9 protein-coding genes are annotated in these 15,030 nt (G+C 72.8%); 6 read left to right on the forward strand and 3 right to left on the reverse strand.

Translation table 11 applies throughout. From position 1 onward, the window contains the following. Positions 1–92: 92 nt before the first annotated feature. From Q0112_RS11780 to Q0112_RS11790, 3 genes are all read right to left on the reverse strand, one after another. Positions 93–4,922, reverse strand: coding sequence for a PKD domain-containing protein (locus Q0112_RS11780; protein WP_297975569.1), 4,830 nt, complete (start codon positions 4,920–4,922; stop codon positions 93–95). Positions 4,923–4,936: 14 nt separating this feature from the next. Beyond that, positions 4,937–7,207 (reverse strand): FecR domain-containing protein, encoded by a 2,271-nt coding sequence (locus tag Q0112_RS11785; RefSeq protein ID WP_297975570.1) that lies wholly within the window; start codon positions 7,205–7,207, stop codon positions 4,937–4,939. Between the two features lie 247 nt (positions 7,208–7,454). Continuing rightward, positions 7,455–8,846: a helix-turn-helix domain-containing protein gene (locus tag Q0112_RS11790; protein ID WP_297975571.1), complete on the reverse strand. Its 1,392-nt coding sequence runs from the start codon at positions 8,844–8,846 to the stop codon at positions 7,455–7,457. Between the two features lie 407 nt (positions 8,847–9,253). Between Q0112_RS11790 and Q0112_RS11795 the strand changes: the two genes are divergently transcribed. The 6 genes from Q0112_RS11795 to Q0112_RS11820 all read left to right on the forward strand — a co-directional run bounded on the left by Q0112_RS11795 (position 9,254) and on the right by Q0112_RS11820 (position 14,974). Then, positions 9,254–9,952, forward strand: a complete 699-nt coding sequence (locus Q0112_RS11795; RefSeq protein WP_297975577.1) for an ABC transporter ATP-binding protein — start codon at positions 9,254–9,256, stop codon at positions 9,950–9,952. Beyond that, complete coding sequence (locus tag Q0112_RS11800; RefSeq protein WP_297975572.1) at positions 9,945–10,673, forward strand: ABC transporter ATP-binding protein; 729 nt, start codon at positions 9,945–9,947, stop codon at positions 10,671–10,673. The genes Q0112_RS11795 and Q0112_RS11800 overlap by 8 nt, the downstream gene beginning before the upstream one ends. A 54-nt stretch (positions 10,674–10,727) precedes the next feature. After that, on the forward strand, positions 10,728–11,909 hold the full coding sequence (locus Q0112_RS11805; RefSeq protein WP_297975578.1) for an ABC transporter substrate-binding protein: 1,182 nt from the start codon (positions 10,728–10,730) through the stop codon (positions 11,907–11,909). Positions 11,910–11,966: 57 nt separating this feature from the next. Next, positions 11,967–12,854 carry a branched-chain amino acid ABC transporter permease gene (locus tag Q0112_RS11810; protein ID WP_297975573.1) on the forward strand — a complete coding sequence of 296 codons (888 nt, stop codon included), beginning with the start codon at positions 11,967–11,969 and terminating at the stop codon, positions 12,852–12,854. 56 nt (positions 12,855–12,910) lie between these two features. Further along, positions 12,911–13,834, forward strand: a complete 924-nt coding sequence (locus tag Q0112_RS11815) for a branched-chain amino acid ABC transporter permease (protein WP_297975579.1) — start codon at positions 12,911–12,913, stop codon at positions 13,832–13,834. 261 nt (positions 13,835–14,095) lie between these two features. Further along, a complete protein-coding gene (locus Q0112_RS11820; protein ID WP_297975576.1) occupies positions 14,096–14,974 on the forward strand; it encodes a metallophosphoesterase in 879 nt (292 codons plus the stop codon). The last annotated feature ends 56 nt before the right edge of the window (positions 14,975–15,030 follow it).

Below are 15,030 nucleotides of genomic sequence, written 5' to 3' on the forward strand. Positions count from 1 at the left end.
CCGGCCCCCCTCGACCCCCCCGGCACTGCCCGATAGGGAGAAGGGCTTCGGGCGCTCGCGGGCGCGCCGGTCGCGGAGCGGCCGCCCGGGCATCACTCGCGGGCGCGCGCGTGCACGAGCGCGGTGTCGGCGGCGACGCCGCAGGCGAGGCCGGTGGTGTCGCGGGCCTCGACGCGGACGGTGTAGTCGCCGGGGGCGGCGTAGCGGTGGCGGGTGACGGCGCCCGCGGCGGTGGTGCCGTCGCCGAAGTCCCAGGTGACGCGGACGCCCTGGCCGTCGGGGTCATGGGCGGCGGTGGCGTCGAAGAGGAGGGTGTCGTTGGCGGCGCCGACGGGGGTTTCGCGGTCGGGGCCGGCGTCGACGGCGGGGGGCGCGTTGACGAGGACGGAGGCGGTGTCGGTGCCCAGCGCGCAGGCGGAGCCGCTGTCGTCGGTGACGGTGAGCTCGACCGTTTGCTCGCCGGGGGTGGAGAAGCTGCGCTCGACCTGCGGGCCCTCGAGCGTGACGCCGTCGGAGAAGCGCCAGCGCCAGGCGGTGAGCGTGCCGTCGGCGTCGGCGGAAAGGGCGGCGTCGAAGGCGACCGTGTCGCCGGGGCAGACGATGCGGTCGGGGCCGGCCTGGGCCACGGGGGCCTGGTTGACGCGGACGTAGACCTCCTCGGTGCGGCGGCTCGAGTCGAGCGTGCCGCCGTCGTCGAGGGTGACGGCGACCGGGAAGACGCCGGGCTTCTCGAAGGCGTGCGAGGCGGCGGGGCCCTCTGCCGCGGTGCCGTCGCCGAAGAGCCAGGTGGTCTTCAGGTCCGCCGCATCCTCGGCGACCATCCAGGCGTGCGGGACGCCGGGGCAGAGCGGCGGCGGCGTGCCGAGGTCGGCGACCGGCCGCGGCGCGACCTCGATGCGGCGGGTGAGGGTGGCGCGGCTGTTGGCGACGCCGGCGTCGTCGGTGGCGGCGAGGGTGACCTCGTAGCTGCCGGCGCGGGTGAAGCGGTGCTGGGCCTGGACGCCGGCGGCGGTGCCGCCGTCGCCGAAGTCCCAGGCGAAGCCGGTGATGGCGCCGTCGGGATCGCTGGAGGCGGAGGCGTCGAAGAGGACAAGGCCGCCGGCCGCCACCCGGTCGGGCGCGTCGATGACGGGCGCGGGCGGGGCGTTGACCGTGACGAGGCGGCGGGTCGCGATGGTGCCGCAGCCCTGGGCGGTGCCGGGCAGGGTGACGCTCAGCGTCACGGTGGCGGTGCCGGCCTCGGCGAAGGCGTGCTCCACGCTTACGCCGGTGGTCGTCGTGCCGTCGCCGAAGTCCCAGGCGAAACCTTCGTCCGGGACGTCGTCGTCGTCGGAGAGGCGGGCGGTGAAGCGGACGGGGGTCGCCGCCGCGGCGCGGTCGGGGCCGAGGATGTCGAGGCGGGGGGCCTCGACGACGGTGACGGTCGTCTCGTCGGTGTCGAGGGCGCCGCAGCTGCCGCGGGCGTCGCCGGTGATGGTCAGGGTGACGGCGTAGGTGCCGGGGCGCTCGTAGAGGTGGGTCGGCCTTTCGCCGCCGCCGGAGGAGCCGTCGCCGAAGTTCCAAGAGAAGGCGTTGACCGCACCGTCAGCGTCGGTCGAGCCCGAGCCGTCGAAGCGGACGGTCTGGTTGGTGCAGGCCGCAAGCGGCGCGCCGGCGTCGGCGATCGGGGCCTCGCGGACGACGGCGGCGATGCGGTCGCTGTGCTGGCCGATGGGGAGGCCGGATTCGTCGCGGACGGTGAGGGTGACGGAATAGACGCCGGGGTGCTCGTAGGTCTTGTTCGGGTTCACGATGTCGGAGCGGGTGCCGTCGCCGAAGTCCCAGTCGTAGCGGAGGAGCCCGCCGTCGGGGTCGGCGGAGGCCGAGCCGTCGAAGAGGATGGCGTCGCCGGAGCAGACGTCGCGGTTGCCGCCGGCGACGGCAACGGGGCGGGCGTCGATGAGGACGCGGGTGGCGTCGGTGGCGGTGGCGTTGGAGAGGCCGGTGCCGTCGTCGACGGTGAGGGTGACGGGGAAGATGCCGCTCCGCGGGTAGGCGTGGGTGACGGTCTCGCCGGTGGCGGGCGAGGAGCCGTCGCCGAAGTCCCAGGTCAGGATGAGGCGGTCGCCGTCGGCGTCGGAGGAGGCGGTGCCGTCGAGGGTGACATAGAGGTCGTCGGTGACGGTCTCGGGGCCGGCCTCGGCGACGGGGGGGTGGTTGACGCGGACGGTGACCTCGTCGGTGGCGGTGGCGTTGGCCGCGCCGCTCGCGTCGGTGACGGTGAGCTGGGCGGTGTGGACGCCGGGGGCGTCCCAGGTGCGCTCGGCGGTGGCGGCGAGGACGGGGTCGGGGAGGTCGTCGAAGTCCCAGCGCCAGGCGGTGAGCGTGCCGTCGGGGTCGAAGGAGGCGCTGCCGTCGAGGCGGACGGGCTCGCCCGGGGCGACGGAGAGGTCGGGGCCGGCGGCGGCGACCGGGGGCGCGTTGACGGCGACCTCGACCTCGTCGACGTCGAAGGCTTCCGCGAGGCCGGTCTGGTCGCGGACGGTGAGCTGGACGCGGTGGAGGCCGGGGGCGGGGAAGGCGTGGGTGACGCGGGGGCCCTGGGCCTCGGAGCCGTCGGGGAAGGTCCAGGTGAAGGAGGCGATGGCGTCGTCGGGGTCGACGGAGCCCGTGCCGTCGAGGGTGACCTCCTCGCCGGGGGCGGCGATGAGGTCGGGGCCGGCGTCGGCGATGGGGGCGGCGTTGACCCGAACGGTCATGGTGTCGCGGGCGGTGTTGAGGGGGGCGCCGCTGTCGTCGGTGACGACGAGGGCGACCTCGTAGGTGCCGGGGCGGGCGTAGGCGTGGCGCACGGTGCGGCCGGAGGCGGTCGTGCCGTCACCGAAGTCCCAGGCCCAGGCGGTGATGCGGCCGTCGGGGTCGTGCGAGCCGCCGCCGTCGAAGGCGACCTCGCTGACGGCGACGGACTGGTCGGGGCCGGCGTCGGCGACCGGGGCGGCGCTGACGGTGACGTCGAGGGTGGTCTCGGCGGTGGCCGAGGGGGTGGCGGAGTCGTCGGTGACGGTGAGGGTGACGGGATAGATGCCGGGGGCGGCCCAGGCGTATTGGGCCGTCGGGCCTTCGCCCTTGGCGCCGTCGCCGAAGTCCCAGGACCAGGAGAGGATGCTGCCGTCCGCGTCGGTGGAGGCGCTGGCGTCGAGCTGGGCGATTTCGCCCACCGCGATCGGGCGGTCGGGGCCGGTGGCGACGGGGACCGGCGGGGCGTTGACGGTGAGGGTGACGGTGTCAGTAGTGGTGGCGTTGGCGACGCCGCTATCGTCGGTGACGGTGAGCGTGGCGGTGTAGGTGCCAGGGTCGGCGTAGGCGTGGGTGACGGTCGCGCCTTCGGCCTCGGTGCCGTCGCCGAAGTCCCAGCGGTGGGTGGTGATCGTGCCGTCGACGTCGTAGCTGGCGGCGCCGGTCAGGGTGAGGGTCTGGCCGGTGGCGGCGGACTGGGCCTCGCCGGCTTCGGCGACGGGCGGGAAGTTCACGGTGACTTCGCGGGTGGCGGTGCCGAAGTCGCAGGGGTGGCCGCTCGCGTCCTCGACCCGGAGGACGGCGCGGTAGAGGCCGGGCTGGTCGTAGGCGTGGGTGGCGGTGGCGCCTTCGGCGGTGGCGCCGTCGGCGAAGGTCCAGAGGTAGCGGGTGATCGGGCTGTCGGAAGGGGTGGAAGCGGTGCCGTCGAAGGCGACGGGCTCGCCGGGGGCGGCGGTGACGGGCTGGCCGGCGTCGGCGACGGGCGCGGGGCGGACGTGGACCGGGACGGCGATGCGGGCGCCGCGGGCGACCTGGGTGCCGGCGCCGAGGACGTCGAGCTCGGCCGTGTAGCGGCCGGGTTCGGCGAAGGGGTGGGCGATGACCGGGGCGTCGCTCTCGGCGCCGTCGCCGAAGCGCCAGAGGTAGGAGAGCGGGCCGGCGCCGGTCGAGGCGGAGGCGTCGAAGGCGACCGAGGTGCAGTTGGCGAGCGGGCGGGCGGTGCCGATGGCGACCGGGCGCGCGGCCGGGGGAACCGGGCGGGGCGGCATCTCGAGGGCGAGCGGGCCCTCGGGGCCGAGGACGGCGAGGGTCACGTCGTTCGGCGACTCGGTGCCGCCGCGGAGCGTGATGGCCGCGGTGCCGCCGGGGGCGGCGAAGCGGGCGAGGCGCCATTCGTCCTGGCCGGAGGCGGGCAGGCGGTCTTCGGTGAAGGTGGAGACGAGGTAGATCTCGCCCTCGGCGCCGTCGAAGGACTGGAGCGTGAGGGGCGTGCCCTCGGGGGCCTCGAAGCGCACTTCGGTCGGGTCGCCGCCCTCGCGCCAGCGGATGGTGGGCTGGAAGGCGATGATCCCGGCGTCGGGCGAGGGGTCGGAGCGGTCGGGGGAGAGGCTCGCCTCGAGGGTGAAGGCGTTGCCGGTGTCGCCGGCCTCGCCGATGATGTCGAGGCGGAACCAGGCGCGGCCGTCGACCACCTCGCCGTCGGCGGCGGAGAGGGGGGCGAGCGTCACCCAGGCGTCGTCGGTCGGGCTGTCGACGCCGAAGCGGCGCTCGGCGAGGACGCGGCCGCCCTTGGACGGCGGGGTGGCGGGGTCGGCGGCGGGCGGGGCGCCTTCGGCGACCGGCGCGGGCCTCGGGGCGGCGGTGTAGGCGCCCTCCCCGCCCGAGAGGCGGAAGAGGGTGGTGGTGGCGGCGGCGGCGCGGCCGTAGCGGGTGTCGTGGGCGCCGAAGGGCTCGGGGTCGAAGATGCGCAGGTAGAGGCGGTCGGCGAGGTCGGCCGGGACGCTGACGAAAAGGCGCTCCCTATGGTCGGCGTCGCCTTCGCGGGTGGGCGCCTCGGGGCCGTAGACGACGAGGAGCGGCGCGGGCTGCGCGACGGCCGCAGCGGGGGCGAGGAGCGCGAGGGCAACTCCGATACCGGTCAGACGCATGCCCCCTCCCCTGCTCACGGCTGCCGCCTGGCCGCGTTTCCTGCGTAGTCCTCGACGGTGACCTCGACGAGGACGAGCGCCCCCGGCTCCGGCGGGAGCGTCTCGCGGCAGACGCCGGCCGTGTCGTCGCAGCGCAGGAAGCCGCGCCGCTCCACGCCGCCGACGCTGAGGACGAAGGGGGCGGCCTGGCGGAGCCCGGAGGCGTCGCGCGCCTCGACGACGATCTCGATCGGCCCGGCCGGCCCGCCCGGCCGATCGGCGCGGGCGGCGACGATCTCGGGCGGGTCGATGTCGTAGGTCGTCTCGACCCGCTTCACCGCGACGTTCCCGACGGCGTCGGTCGCGACGATCTCGATGCCGTTCGTGCCGGGCACGAGGGTCGCGGTGGCGGCGAAGCGGTCGCCGTCCATCCGCGCCGGGCTGCCGTTGACGGTGACCGTCTGCGCCCCCTCGGCGGCGCCCGTCACCTCGAGCCAGGCGTTCGCGGTCGCCCGCGGCGGCAGGTCGAGGGCGATCCCGGGCGGGGTGGCGTCGCGCCGCGCGGCGAGGGCGAGGGTGCCGGCGACGCTCCGGTCGGCGGCGAGGATCTCGATCCGGTAGGCGGCGCCCGCCTCGGTGGCGGGAAGGGTGACGTGGAAGGCGCCGCCGCTGTCGGTCAGGGTCTGCACCGCGACCGAGCCGTCGGCGGCGACCACCCGCAGGCTGGCGCCGGCCTCGGCGGTCGAGGTGCCGGCGACGGCGAACTCGGGCGAGGCGCTGAGCAGCCTCCCCTCCGCGTCGCGCGGCAGGGCGGGGTCGAGGGCGATGCCGACCGTGCCGACCGGGCGATAGACGAAGGCGCGGCTGCGCTCGGTGCGGTTGCCGGCGCGGTCGACGGCGGCGAGCCGCAGCACGTTCTCGCCCTCGGCCGGGGCGAGCGTGACCGAGAAGGCGCCGTCGTCGGCTACCGGGACCGGGGCACCGTTCAGGCTGACCTCGGCACCCGGCTCGGCCTCGCCGGTCACGGCCACCTCGGCGACCGTGACGATCTCGCCCTCGCCCGGCGTGGCGAGTGTGACGAAGGGCGGGGTCCGGTCGTCGACGATGCGGAAGTGCCGGCTGAGCGAGCGCACGCCGGGCAGGCCGAGCCGGTCGAGCGAGGAGACGCGCCAGTAGTGATCCCCGGGGTCGAGCCCGTCGAACTGCCGGCTGGTGTCGCGCACGCCCCACTGCGAGGCCTGCATGACGTTGAAGCCGGCGTCGGCGGCGATCTCGAGCCAGTAGCCCTCGGCCCCCTCGGCCGGCTGCCAGGCGAGGGTGACGTCGGGGGTGAAGATCTCCGCCCCGTCGAGCGGCGCGGCAAGCTCGGTCTGCGCCAGCACGCGGGTGCGCTCGGCCCCGCCGCCGCTCGGCAGCACCGCCCCCTCGTTCTCGCCGATCGAGATCCGCTCGCCGCCGCGGCTGATCTCGAGCGCCGGCGCGTCGTAGTTGGCGAAGCGCGAGCCCGCCTCGTCGTGGCGGATCCAGAAGTCGGCCGATTGGGTCGCCGTCTCGATTCCCGGCACCGCCACCTCGAAGCTGGTGCGGTCGCCGAGCTGGTTGAGGAGCGCGTAAAAGTCGCCGTTGACGAGGTTGACCTTGGTGACCTCGCCGCCGGTCAGGGGGTCGCTGCGCATCCGCTGGATGACCGCGTTCGAGTTGGGGTTGAGGCGGAGCCGGCTCAGGTCGCGGAAGGTGACCTGCGCCGTCGAGGCGGAGAGCGTGCGCAGCCGCTCGTACTCGACGAGGACGTCCTGTGTCGCGCGCCGCGACCAGCGCGGCTGATCGGGCGCGCGGCCCTCGACGGTGCCCTGGGCGTCGGAGACGACGGCCTCGGCCGCCCGGTCGCGCTGGGCGACGGAGATCTCGAGCGCCCTGTCGGCGAACTCGGTGGCGACGCCGGCGAAGGTCACCACCTCGGCCCAGGCGCCGACGCCGCGGCGCTCGACGGCGGTGTCGCGGTTCTCGATGGCGTGGCCGATCTCGACCGGGGCGAAGATGCGCGCGCCCTCGGCCGTCGCCTTCTGGATGGCGGCGAGCGAGAAGGCGAGCGCCTCGTCGGCGGCGGCAACCTGCTGCACCGGGACCTTGAGCGCGAGGCCGGGGCGGAGGTCGGCCGGCGAGGCGATGCCGGAGAGCTCGAGGATCTGCGGCCAGAGGTCGGCGTCCCTGAGGTAGCGTTCGGCGACGCCGCGGATGGTGTCGCCGGGTCCGAAGACCACGCTCTCGAGCGGTCCCTCGACCGGAGCGGCGAGCGCAGGCGCCACCAGAGCAGCGACCACGACAAGGCGACCGACCGCTGCCCGCCAGTCGCGCCTGCGTCCCCCCGACATCGCCGAACCGGCCCCCCGGACAAGATGCATGAATTTGTGAAGTATTTTTGCCGAAGAGGCAACCTTTGGCGCGCTCTTGCACGCGCCACGACAGGACGGCAGGCCGCATTCCCGGTCAGGAGTTCGTGATCGCGCCGGATATACTGCGGCGCAACATGCAGCCGTCGCGGATCCTCGCGCGTCAGCCGGCCAGCGGGTCGTCCACCCGGTGGGGGCAGGCCTGGCGCGGGCAGAGCCGGCAGGCGGGGCCGACCTCCTCGACCGGGGCGCCCGGGTCGGGGGCGTAGACGGTCAGCCGGGCGTCCGCCTCGCTCAGCGCCAGCATGTCGGTCAGATAGTGCCGCGGCCGGCCGAAGCCGGTGGGGCCGGCGCGGCGGGCGCGGGCGAGGAAGACGAAGCGCTCGCCGTTCGGGAAGAGCGCGCGCTGGCGCATCACCGTCTCGGGCGACTGCTGGGCGCGGTAGAGCACCCAGAGCGGGCAGGCGGGCGCGTAGCGCGGCGCGACGAGGCCGGCGAGGCCGCGCCGCTCGATCAGCGTGCCGGCGGCGTTGACGCGGAAGTAGCCGAAGCGCGGCACGCCTTCGCCGGAGAGGGCGAGGAGCCGGCGGCAGACCGTCTCGGCGTCGAGGGCGAATTCGCCCGCCAGCGCCTCGAGGTCGTAGCCGAGTTCCCCCGCCCGCGGCGCGAAGGCGGGCAGCGGCGCGAGGATCGCGGCGGCGGCATAGTCGAGCAGCGCCCGGCGCGCCCGCGCCCGCGCCGGCGCCGTCTCGATCTCGGGCTGGCGGGCGATGACCGCCTCGACCGCGACGCCGAGCGCGCGCTCGGCCAGCGCGCGCGCGGCCGCGGCGCGGTGCGGCCCGCCGCCTTCGGGGAAGCGCGCCGCGGCGCCAGCGGCGGCCGTCTCGATCTCGTCGAAGCGGTTCGCGCGCGCGTCGAAGAGCGCCTCCACCTCGTCGACCGGGGTCAGCGCGCGCTGGGTCTCCTCGGCCTTGTCGAAATAGGCGGCGAGCGCCTCGGCCACGCCGGTGAGCGCGCGCGACTCGTCGTGGACGATCGCGAGGAAGCTCGCCCGCCGGTCGGCCGGGAGGTCGGGATAGTCGGTCATGATCTCCGCCGCCGAGCGCACGGCGGCGATGTGGGTCAGCATCCGGTGCACCGCCTCGCCGAGGAAGGGATCGTGCGTCAGCCGGTCGGCAAGCGCCCGCGCCTGGCTGGCCGCCGCCCGTTCCGAGCGGGCGAGCGCGGCGAGCGAGCGCGCCCAGCCGGGATAGGCGCCGATCAGCTCGCCCGCGCTCGCGGCCTCCGCCCCGAGCGCGGCGAGATCGGGCGCATGCGCGAGCTCGGTCAGCGTCTCGAGCAGCCGCCGCTCGGCGGCACCGTCGAGATCGTCGAGCCCGAGCTCGAGCGCGGCAGCGGTGCGGCGCAGCAGCGACCCGGCGATCCCGCGCTTGTTACGCTCGATGAGGTTGAGATAGGAGGCCGAGATGCCGATCCGCCGCGAGAGCTCGACCTGGGTGATCCCGAGCGCCCTGCGGCGCTCGCGAATCCTCGTCCCCACGATGGCCTTCGGCAACGGCCCCTCCCCCGGCTGCAGAATGCCGATGCTACACACTCCTGCCTCGCGATGCTTGACTTGTTTTTCCTTTGCCGCCAACGGAATGAACCGGGATTGACAGATGCCGCCCGCGGCCCGTGACGGACCGGGGGCGTGGGCCGCCGCCGGCGAGGGCCTCGGCGGGCCGTATGGCAAGGCGCTGAAGGCATTGAATTTCCGGTGCTGGATATGCTCGCGCAGCATTGTTACGCTGAGGCCGACACGGGGACTGGTGCGAGTGAGGTGGTAATGCGAAAAGCGCGCAGACCTGCCGCGAGGCGGCGGTCCGGACGGCCCACAGCCTGCGGGAGACGCGCCACGTGAACAGGCCCACCGGCGACATCATCCTGTCGGCCAGGAACCTCGGCAAGCAGTTCGCCGGCTTCATGGCGGTGAGCGGCGTCGACCTCGACGTGGAGCGGGGGTCGATCCATGCGCTGATCGGCCCGAACGGCGCCGGCAAGACGACCTGCTTCAACCTGCTGACCAAGTTCCTGCAGCCCTCCTCCGGCACCATCGCCTTCAACGGGCGGGACATCACCAGCATGGAGCCGGCCGACATCGCCCGGCTGGGGCTGATCCGCTCCTTCCAGATCTCGGCGGTCTTCCCGCGGCTGACCGTGCTCGAGAACGTCCGCGTGGCGCTGCAGCGGCGGCGGGGCGACAGCTTCGACTTCTGGCGCTCGGAGCGGGTGCTGGCCGACCTCGACGGGCGGGCGCTGGCGCTCATCGCCGACGTCGGCCTCGGCGAGTTCGCGCATCACACGGCGGGCGAACTCTCTTACGGGCGCAAGCGGGCGCTCGAAATCGCCACCACGCTCGCGCTCGAGCCGGAGATGATGCTGCTCGACGAGCCGATGGCCGGCATGGCGCAGGCCGACGTCGAGCGGATCACCGCGCTGATCCGGCGGGTGGCGAAGGACCGCACCATCCTCATGGTCGAGCACAACCTCTCGGTCGTCGCGACGCTCTCGAACCGGATCACCGTGCTCGCCCGCGGCCAGGTGCTGGCCGAGGGCGACTACGAGACGGTCTCCAGGGACCCCCGCGTCATCGAAGCCTACATCGGAGTCGGTCATGGCTGAGGCCGCCCGCGCCGCCCAAACCGCGCCGCTGCTCGCGGTGCGCGATCTCGAAGGCTGGTACGGCGAGAGCCACGTGCTGCACGGCATCGACTTCGAGGTGCAGGAGGGCGAGATCGTTACCCTTCTCGGCCGCAACGGCGCCGGGAAGACCACGACGCTCAAGGCGATCATGGGCATCCTCCCCCGCCGCAGCGGGTCGGTGCAGCTCAGTGGGCGCGAGTTGATCGCCCTGCCGTCCCGGACGATCGCGCGGGCCGGGATCGCCATCTGCCCCGAGGAGCGCGGCATCTTCTCGAGCCTCTCGGTCGAGGAGAACCTGATGCTGCCGCCGCGGGTGCTGCCGGGCGGCCTCTCGGTGGAGCGGATCTACGAGCTCTTCCCCAACCTCAGGGAGCGGCTCTCGAGCCAGGGCACCAAGCTCTCGGGCGGCGAGCAGCAGATGCTGGCGATCGGCCGCATCCTCCGGACCGGCGCCAAGCTGCTGCTGCTCGACGAGCCGACCGAGGGCCTCGCCCCGGTCATCGTGCAGCAGATCGGCCGCACCATCTCGCAACTGAAGCGCGAAGGCTTCACCATCGTGCTCGTCGAGCAGAACTTCCGCTTCGCCACCTCGGTGGCCGACCGGCACTATGTGGTCGAGACCGGCAAGGTCATCGACATGATCCCGAACGCGGATCTCGACGCGAACATCGACAGGCTCCACTCCTACCTCGGGGTCTGACCGCACATCCATCACGCATTCCAAAGGGAGGACTTTGCAGTGAAATTCGGAAAGATGGCGCTGGCCACGGCCGTCGGGCTGCTCATGGCCTCGTCGGCCTGGGCGGTCGACGTGAAGATCGGCGTCCTCAACGACCGCTCGGGCGTCTACGCCGACCTCTCCGGCGAGGGCTCGGTGGAGGCCGCGCGCATGGCGATCGAGGACTTCGATGCGGCGGGCAAGGGCATCAACGTCGAGGTCGTCTCGGCCGACCACCAGAACAAGCCCGACATCGCCTCGAACATCGCCCGGCAGTGGTACGACCAGGACGGCGTCGACGCGATCTTCGACGTGCCGACCTCCTCGGCGGCGCTGGCGGTCAACGACATCACCCGCGAGAAGAACAAGATCTTCATCAACTCCGGCGCCGGCACGGCCGACCTGACCGGCAAGTCCTGCTCGCCGAACACCATCCACTGGACCTACGACACCTGGGCGCTCGCCCACGGCACCGGCACCGCGATGGTCGAGCAGGGCTACGACAGCTGGTTCTTCATCACCGCCGACTACGCCTTCGGCCATGCGCTCGAGGCGGACACCATCGCCGTCGTCGAGGCGGCGGGCGGCAAGGTGCTCGGCACCGTGCGCCACCCCTTCCCCGGGCAGGACTTCTCCTCCTACCTGCTGCAGGCGCAGGCCTCGGGCGCCAAGGTGATCGGGCTCGCCAACGCCGGCGGCGACACGGTCAACTCCATCAAGCAGGCGTCCGAGTTCGGCATCACCCAGTCCGGCCAGGCGCTGGCCGGGCTCCTCATCTTCATCACCGACATCCACGCGCTCGGGCTGCCGACCGCGCAGGGGCTGGTGCTGACCGAGAGCTTCTACTGGGACCTGAACGACGACACCCGCGCCTGGTCGAAGCGCTTCGCCGAGCGGATGAACGGCGCCATGCCGACCATGGTCCAGGCCGGCGTCTACGCCGGCGTGCTGCACTACCTCAAGGCCATCGAGGCTGTCGGCGACAAGGAGAGCGGCGCGGTCATGGCTAAGATGAAGGAGATGCCCACCTCCGATCCCCTCTTCGGCGAGGGCAAGGTGCGCGCCGACGGCCGCAAGGTGCACGACATGTACCTGTTCAAGGTGAAGGCGCCCGAGGCCTCGACCGGTCCCTGGGACTACTACGAGCTGATGGCGACCATCCCGGCCGACAAGGCCTTCCGGCCGCTCGAGGACGGCGGCTGCCCGCTCGTCCAGTAGCGCGCTCGGGATCCGCCGGCCGCCGGCGGGTCCCTCCCCTTCCGCAAGGACCCGGCGATGTTTGAACTCCTCGGTATCCCGCCCCAGGCGCTCTTCGGCCAGCTGCTGCTCGGGCTGATCAACGGCTCCTTCTACGCCATGCTGAGCCTCGGGCTGGCCGTGATCTTCGGGCTGCTCAACATCATCAACTTCGCCCACGGGGCGCAGTACATGATGGGCGCCTTCGTCGCCTGGATGCTCGGCAACTACCTCGGGCTCGGCTACTGGTGGGCGCTCGTCATCGCCCCGGTCGTCGTCGGGGCGAGCGGGATCGTGATCGAGCGGCTGATGCTGTCGCGGCTCTACCATCTCGACCATCTCTACGGGCTGCTGCTGACCTTCGGCCTCGCGCTCATCATCCAGGGGCTCTTCCGCAACGCCTACGGCGTCTCGGGCATGCCCTACACCGCCCCGCCGGTGCTGGCCGGGGGGCAGAACCTCGGCTTCATGTTCCTGCCGAACTATCGCGCCTGGGTGGTCGTCGCCTCGCTCGTCGCCTGCTTCGGCACCTGGTTCCTGATCGAGAAGACGCGGCTCGGCGCCTACCTGCGCGCCGCGACCGAGAACCCGACGCTGGTCGGCGCCTTCGGCATCAACGTGCCACGGCTCATCACGCTCACCTACGGCTTCGGCGTCGGGCTCGCCGCCTTCGCCGGCGTGCTCGCGGCGCCGATCTACTCGGTCAATCCGAACATGGGAGCCGACCTCATCATCGTCGTCTTCGCGGTCGTCGTGATCGGCGGCATGGGGTCGATCATGGGGGCGATCGTCACCGGCTTCGGGCTCGGCATCATCGAGGGGCTGACGCGGGTCTTCTATCCCGAGGGCTCGGCGGTCGTCATCTTCGTCATCATGGCGCTCGTGCTGCTCGTGAAGCCGCAGGGCCTCTTCGGGAGGCCCGTCTGATGGCCGATCTCGCCACCGCCGACATCGGCATGCCCGAGCAGGGGCCGACGCTCGGGATGCCGCGGCACCACATGGCGATCTTCGCCGGGCTCTTCGCCTTCATGCTGGTGGCGCCCTTCTTCCTCTATCCGGTCTTCCTGATGAAGGTGATGTGCTTCGCGCTCTTCGCCTGCGCCTTCAACCTGCTGCTAGGCTACGGCGGGCTGCTCTCCTTCGGCCACGCCGCCTTCTTCGGCTCGGCGAGCTATGTCTCGGCGCATGCCGCCAAGGTCTGGGGGCTGACGCCGGAGCTCGCCGTGCTGAGCGGGACGGTGGTCGCCGCCCTGCTCGGGCTCGTCATCGGCGCGCTCGCCATCCGGCGGCAGGGGATCTATTTCGCCATGGTGACGCTCGCTTTCGCGCAGATGATCTTCTTCTTCTCGGTGCAGGCGCCCTTCACCGGCGGCGAGGACGGCATCCAGGCGGTGCCGCGGGGACGGCTCCTCGGGATCCTCGACATCTCCGCCGACCGGACCTTCTACTTCTTCGTGCTCGCCGTCACCTTCGCCGGGCTCCTCGTCATCTACCGCATCATCCACTCGCCGTTCGGCCACATCCTGAAGGCGATCCGCGAGAACGAGCCGCGCTCGGTCTCGCTCGGCTACCGGGTCAACCGCTACAAGCTCGCGGTCTTCGTCATGTCGGCGACGCTGGCCGGGCTCGCCGGGGCGACCAAGGCGCTGGTCTTCCAGCTCGCCTCGCTGACCGACGTCTACTGGACCATGTCGGGCGAGGTGGTGCTGATGGCGCTCCTTGGCGGCATGGGCACGGTCTTCGGCCCGATCGCGGGGGCGGCGATCGTGGTGACGCTGCAGAACTACTTCGCCACCTTCGGCGCCTGGGTCACCGTCATCGAGGGCGTGGTCTTCGTGGTCGGGGTGCTGCTCTTCCGCGAGGGCATCGTCGGCGTCCTCTCGCGCTGGCTGCGCAAGCCGCTCTGAGAGACCTTTGCAGAAGGCGCGCCGCGCCGTTAACCTTCGTCAACAAGTGGTTACTCTGTCTGGATAGATACATATATTCCAGTATGTTGCCAAGTTGGGCACGCGTGCCCGATCCGTGCCCGGGCCGTTTCGCAGAGGTCTCTCTGAGCCCGCCGACAGCCCGCCCGCGCGCGGCCCCTGCGGACCGCAAACCACGGGATTTACATCCGACGCGGCCTCGTGACACTCGTTCGGGCCGGAGAGCTTCGGAGGGGTGACCGGATGGTGCGCATCGTCCAGATCTCGGACACCCACCTCGGGCGCGACGAGGCGCGTTTCGCCGGCAACTGGCCGCCGCTCGCCGCCTGGATCGCCGCAGAGGCCCCCGATCTCGTCATCCACTCCGGCGACCTCAGCGGCGATGGCGCCGGCGTGGACGACGACTTCGCCTATTGCGCCGAGCTGACCGAGGCGCTGCCCGCCCCGCTCCTCGCCGTTCCCGGAAACCACGACGTCGGCGATCCGTTCAGCACCCGACAGCCGCCGACCGCGGAGCGGCTGTCGCGCTGGAACGCCCGCTTCGGCACCGACCGCTGGAGCCGGGACGTCGAGGACTGGCGGCTGATCGGCTTCGACTCGATGATCCTCTCGAGCGGCCTGCCCGAGGAGGAGGCGCAGTTCGCCTGGCTCGAGGCGGAGATGCACGGCGCGGACGGCCGCCGCATCGCCTGGTTCTGCCACCAGCCGCTCTTCATCCGCGGCTGGGAGGAGGGCGACACCGGCTACTGGACGGTGCGCACCGGCCCGCGGGCGCGGCTGAAGGCGCTGGCCGACGCCTACGGCCTCGCCCTCGTCGGCAGCGGCCACGTGCATCTCTCGCACGAGATGCGCCTCGGCGGGACGCGCTTCGTCTGGTGCCCCTCGTCCGCCTTCACCGTCGGCCCGGGGATGCAGCCGCCGCTCGGGGGCGAGAAGTGGCTGGGCGCGGTCAGGTACGACTTCGCCGGGCGGGAGGTGCGCACCGAGCGGGTCCGCCTGCCGCAGCTCCGCCAGCACTGGATCGACGACGTGGCAGCCGCGGAAACCGGGGCGCCATCGCAGGGCTCCCAGCCCGCGCGGGATGTCCATGCCCCTACGCAAGTCGGGAAGCCGGACGGGTAGCGGAGGGACGTGCGGCCAGAAAACGCGCGGGGTGGGGGGCTGGTGGTAGCGGAGGA

Origin of the sequence: uncultured Amaricoccus sp. (genome assembly GCF_937858865.1) — a bacterium.
Classification (GTDB): domain Bacteria; phylum Pseudomonadota; class Alphaproteobacteria; order Rhodobacterales; family Rhodobacteraceae; genus Amaricoccus.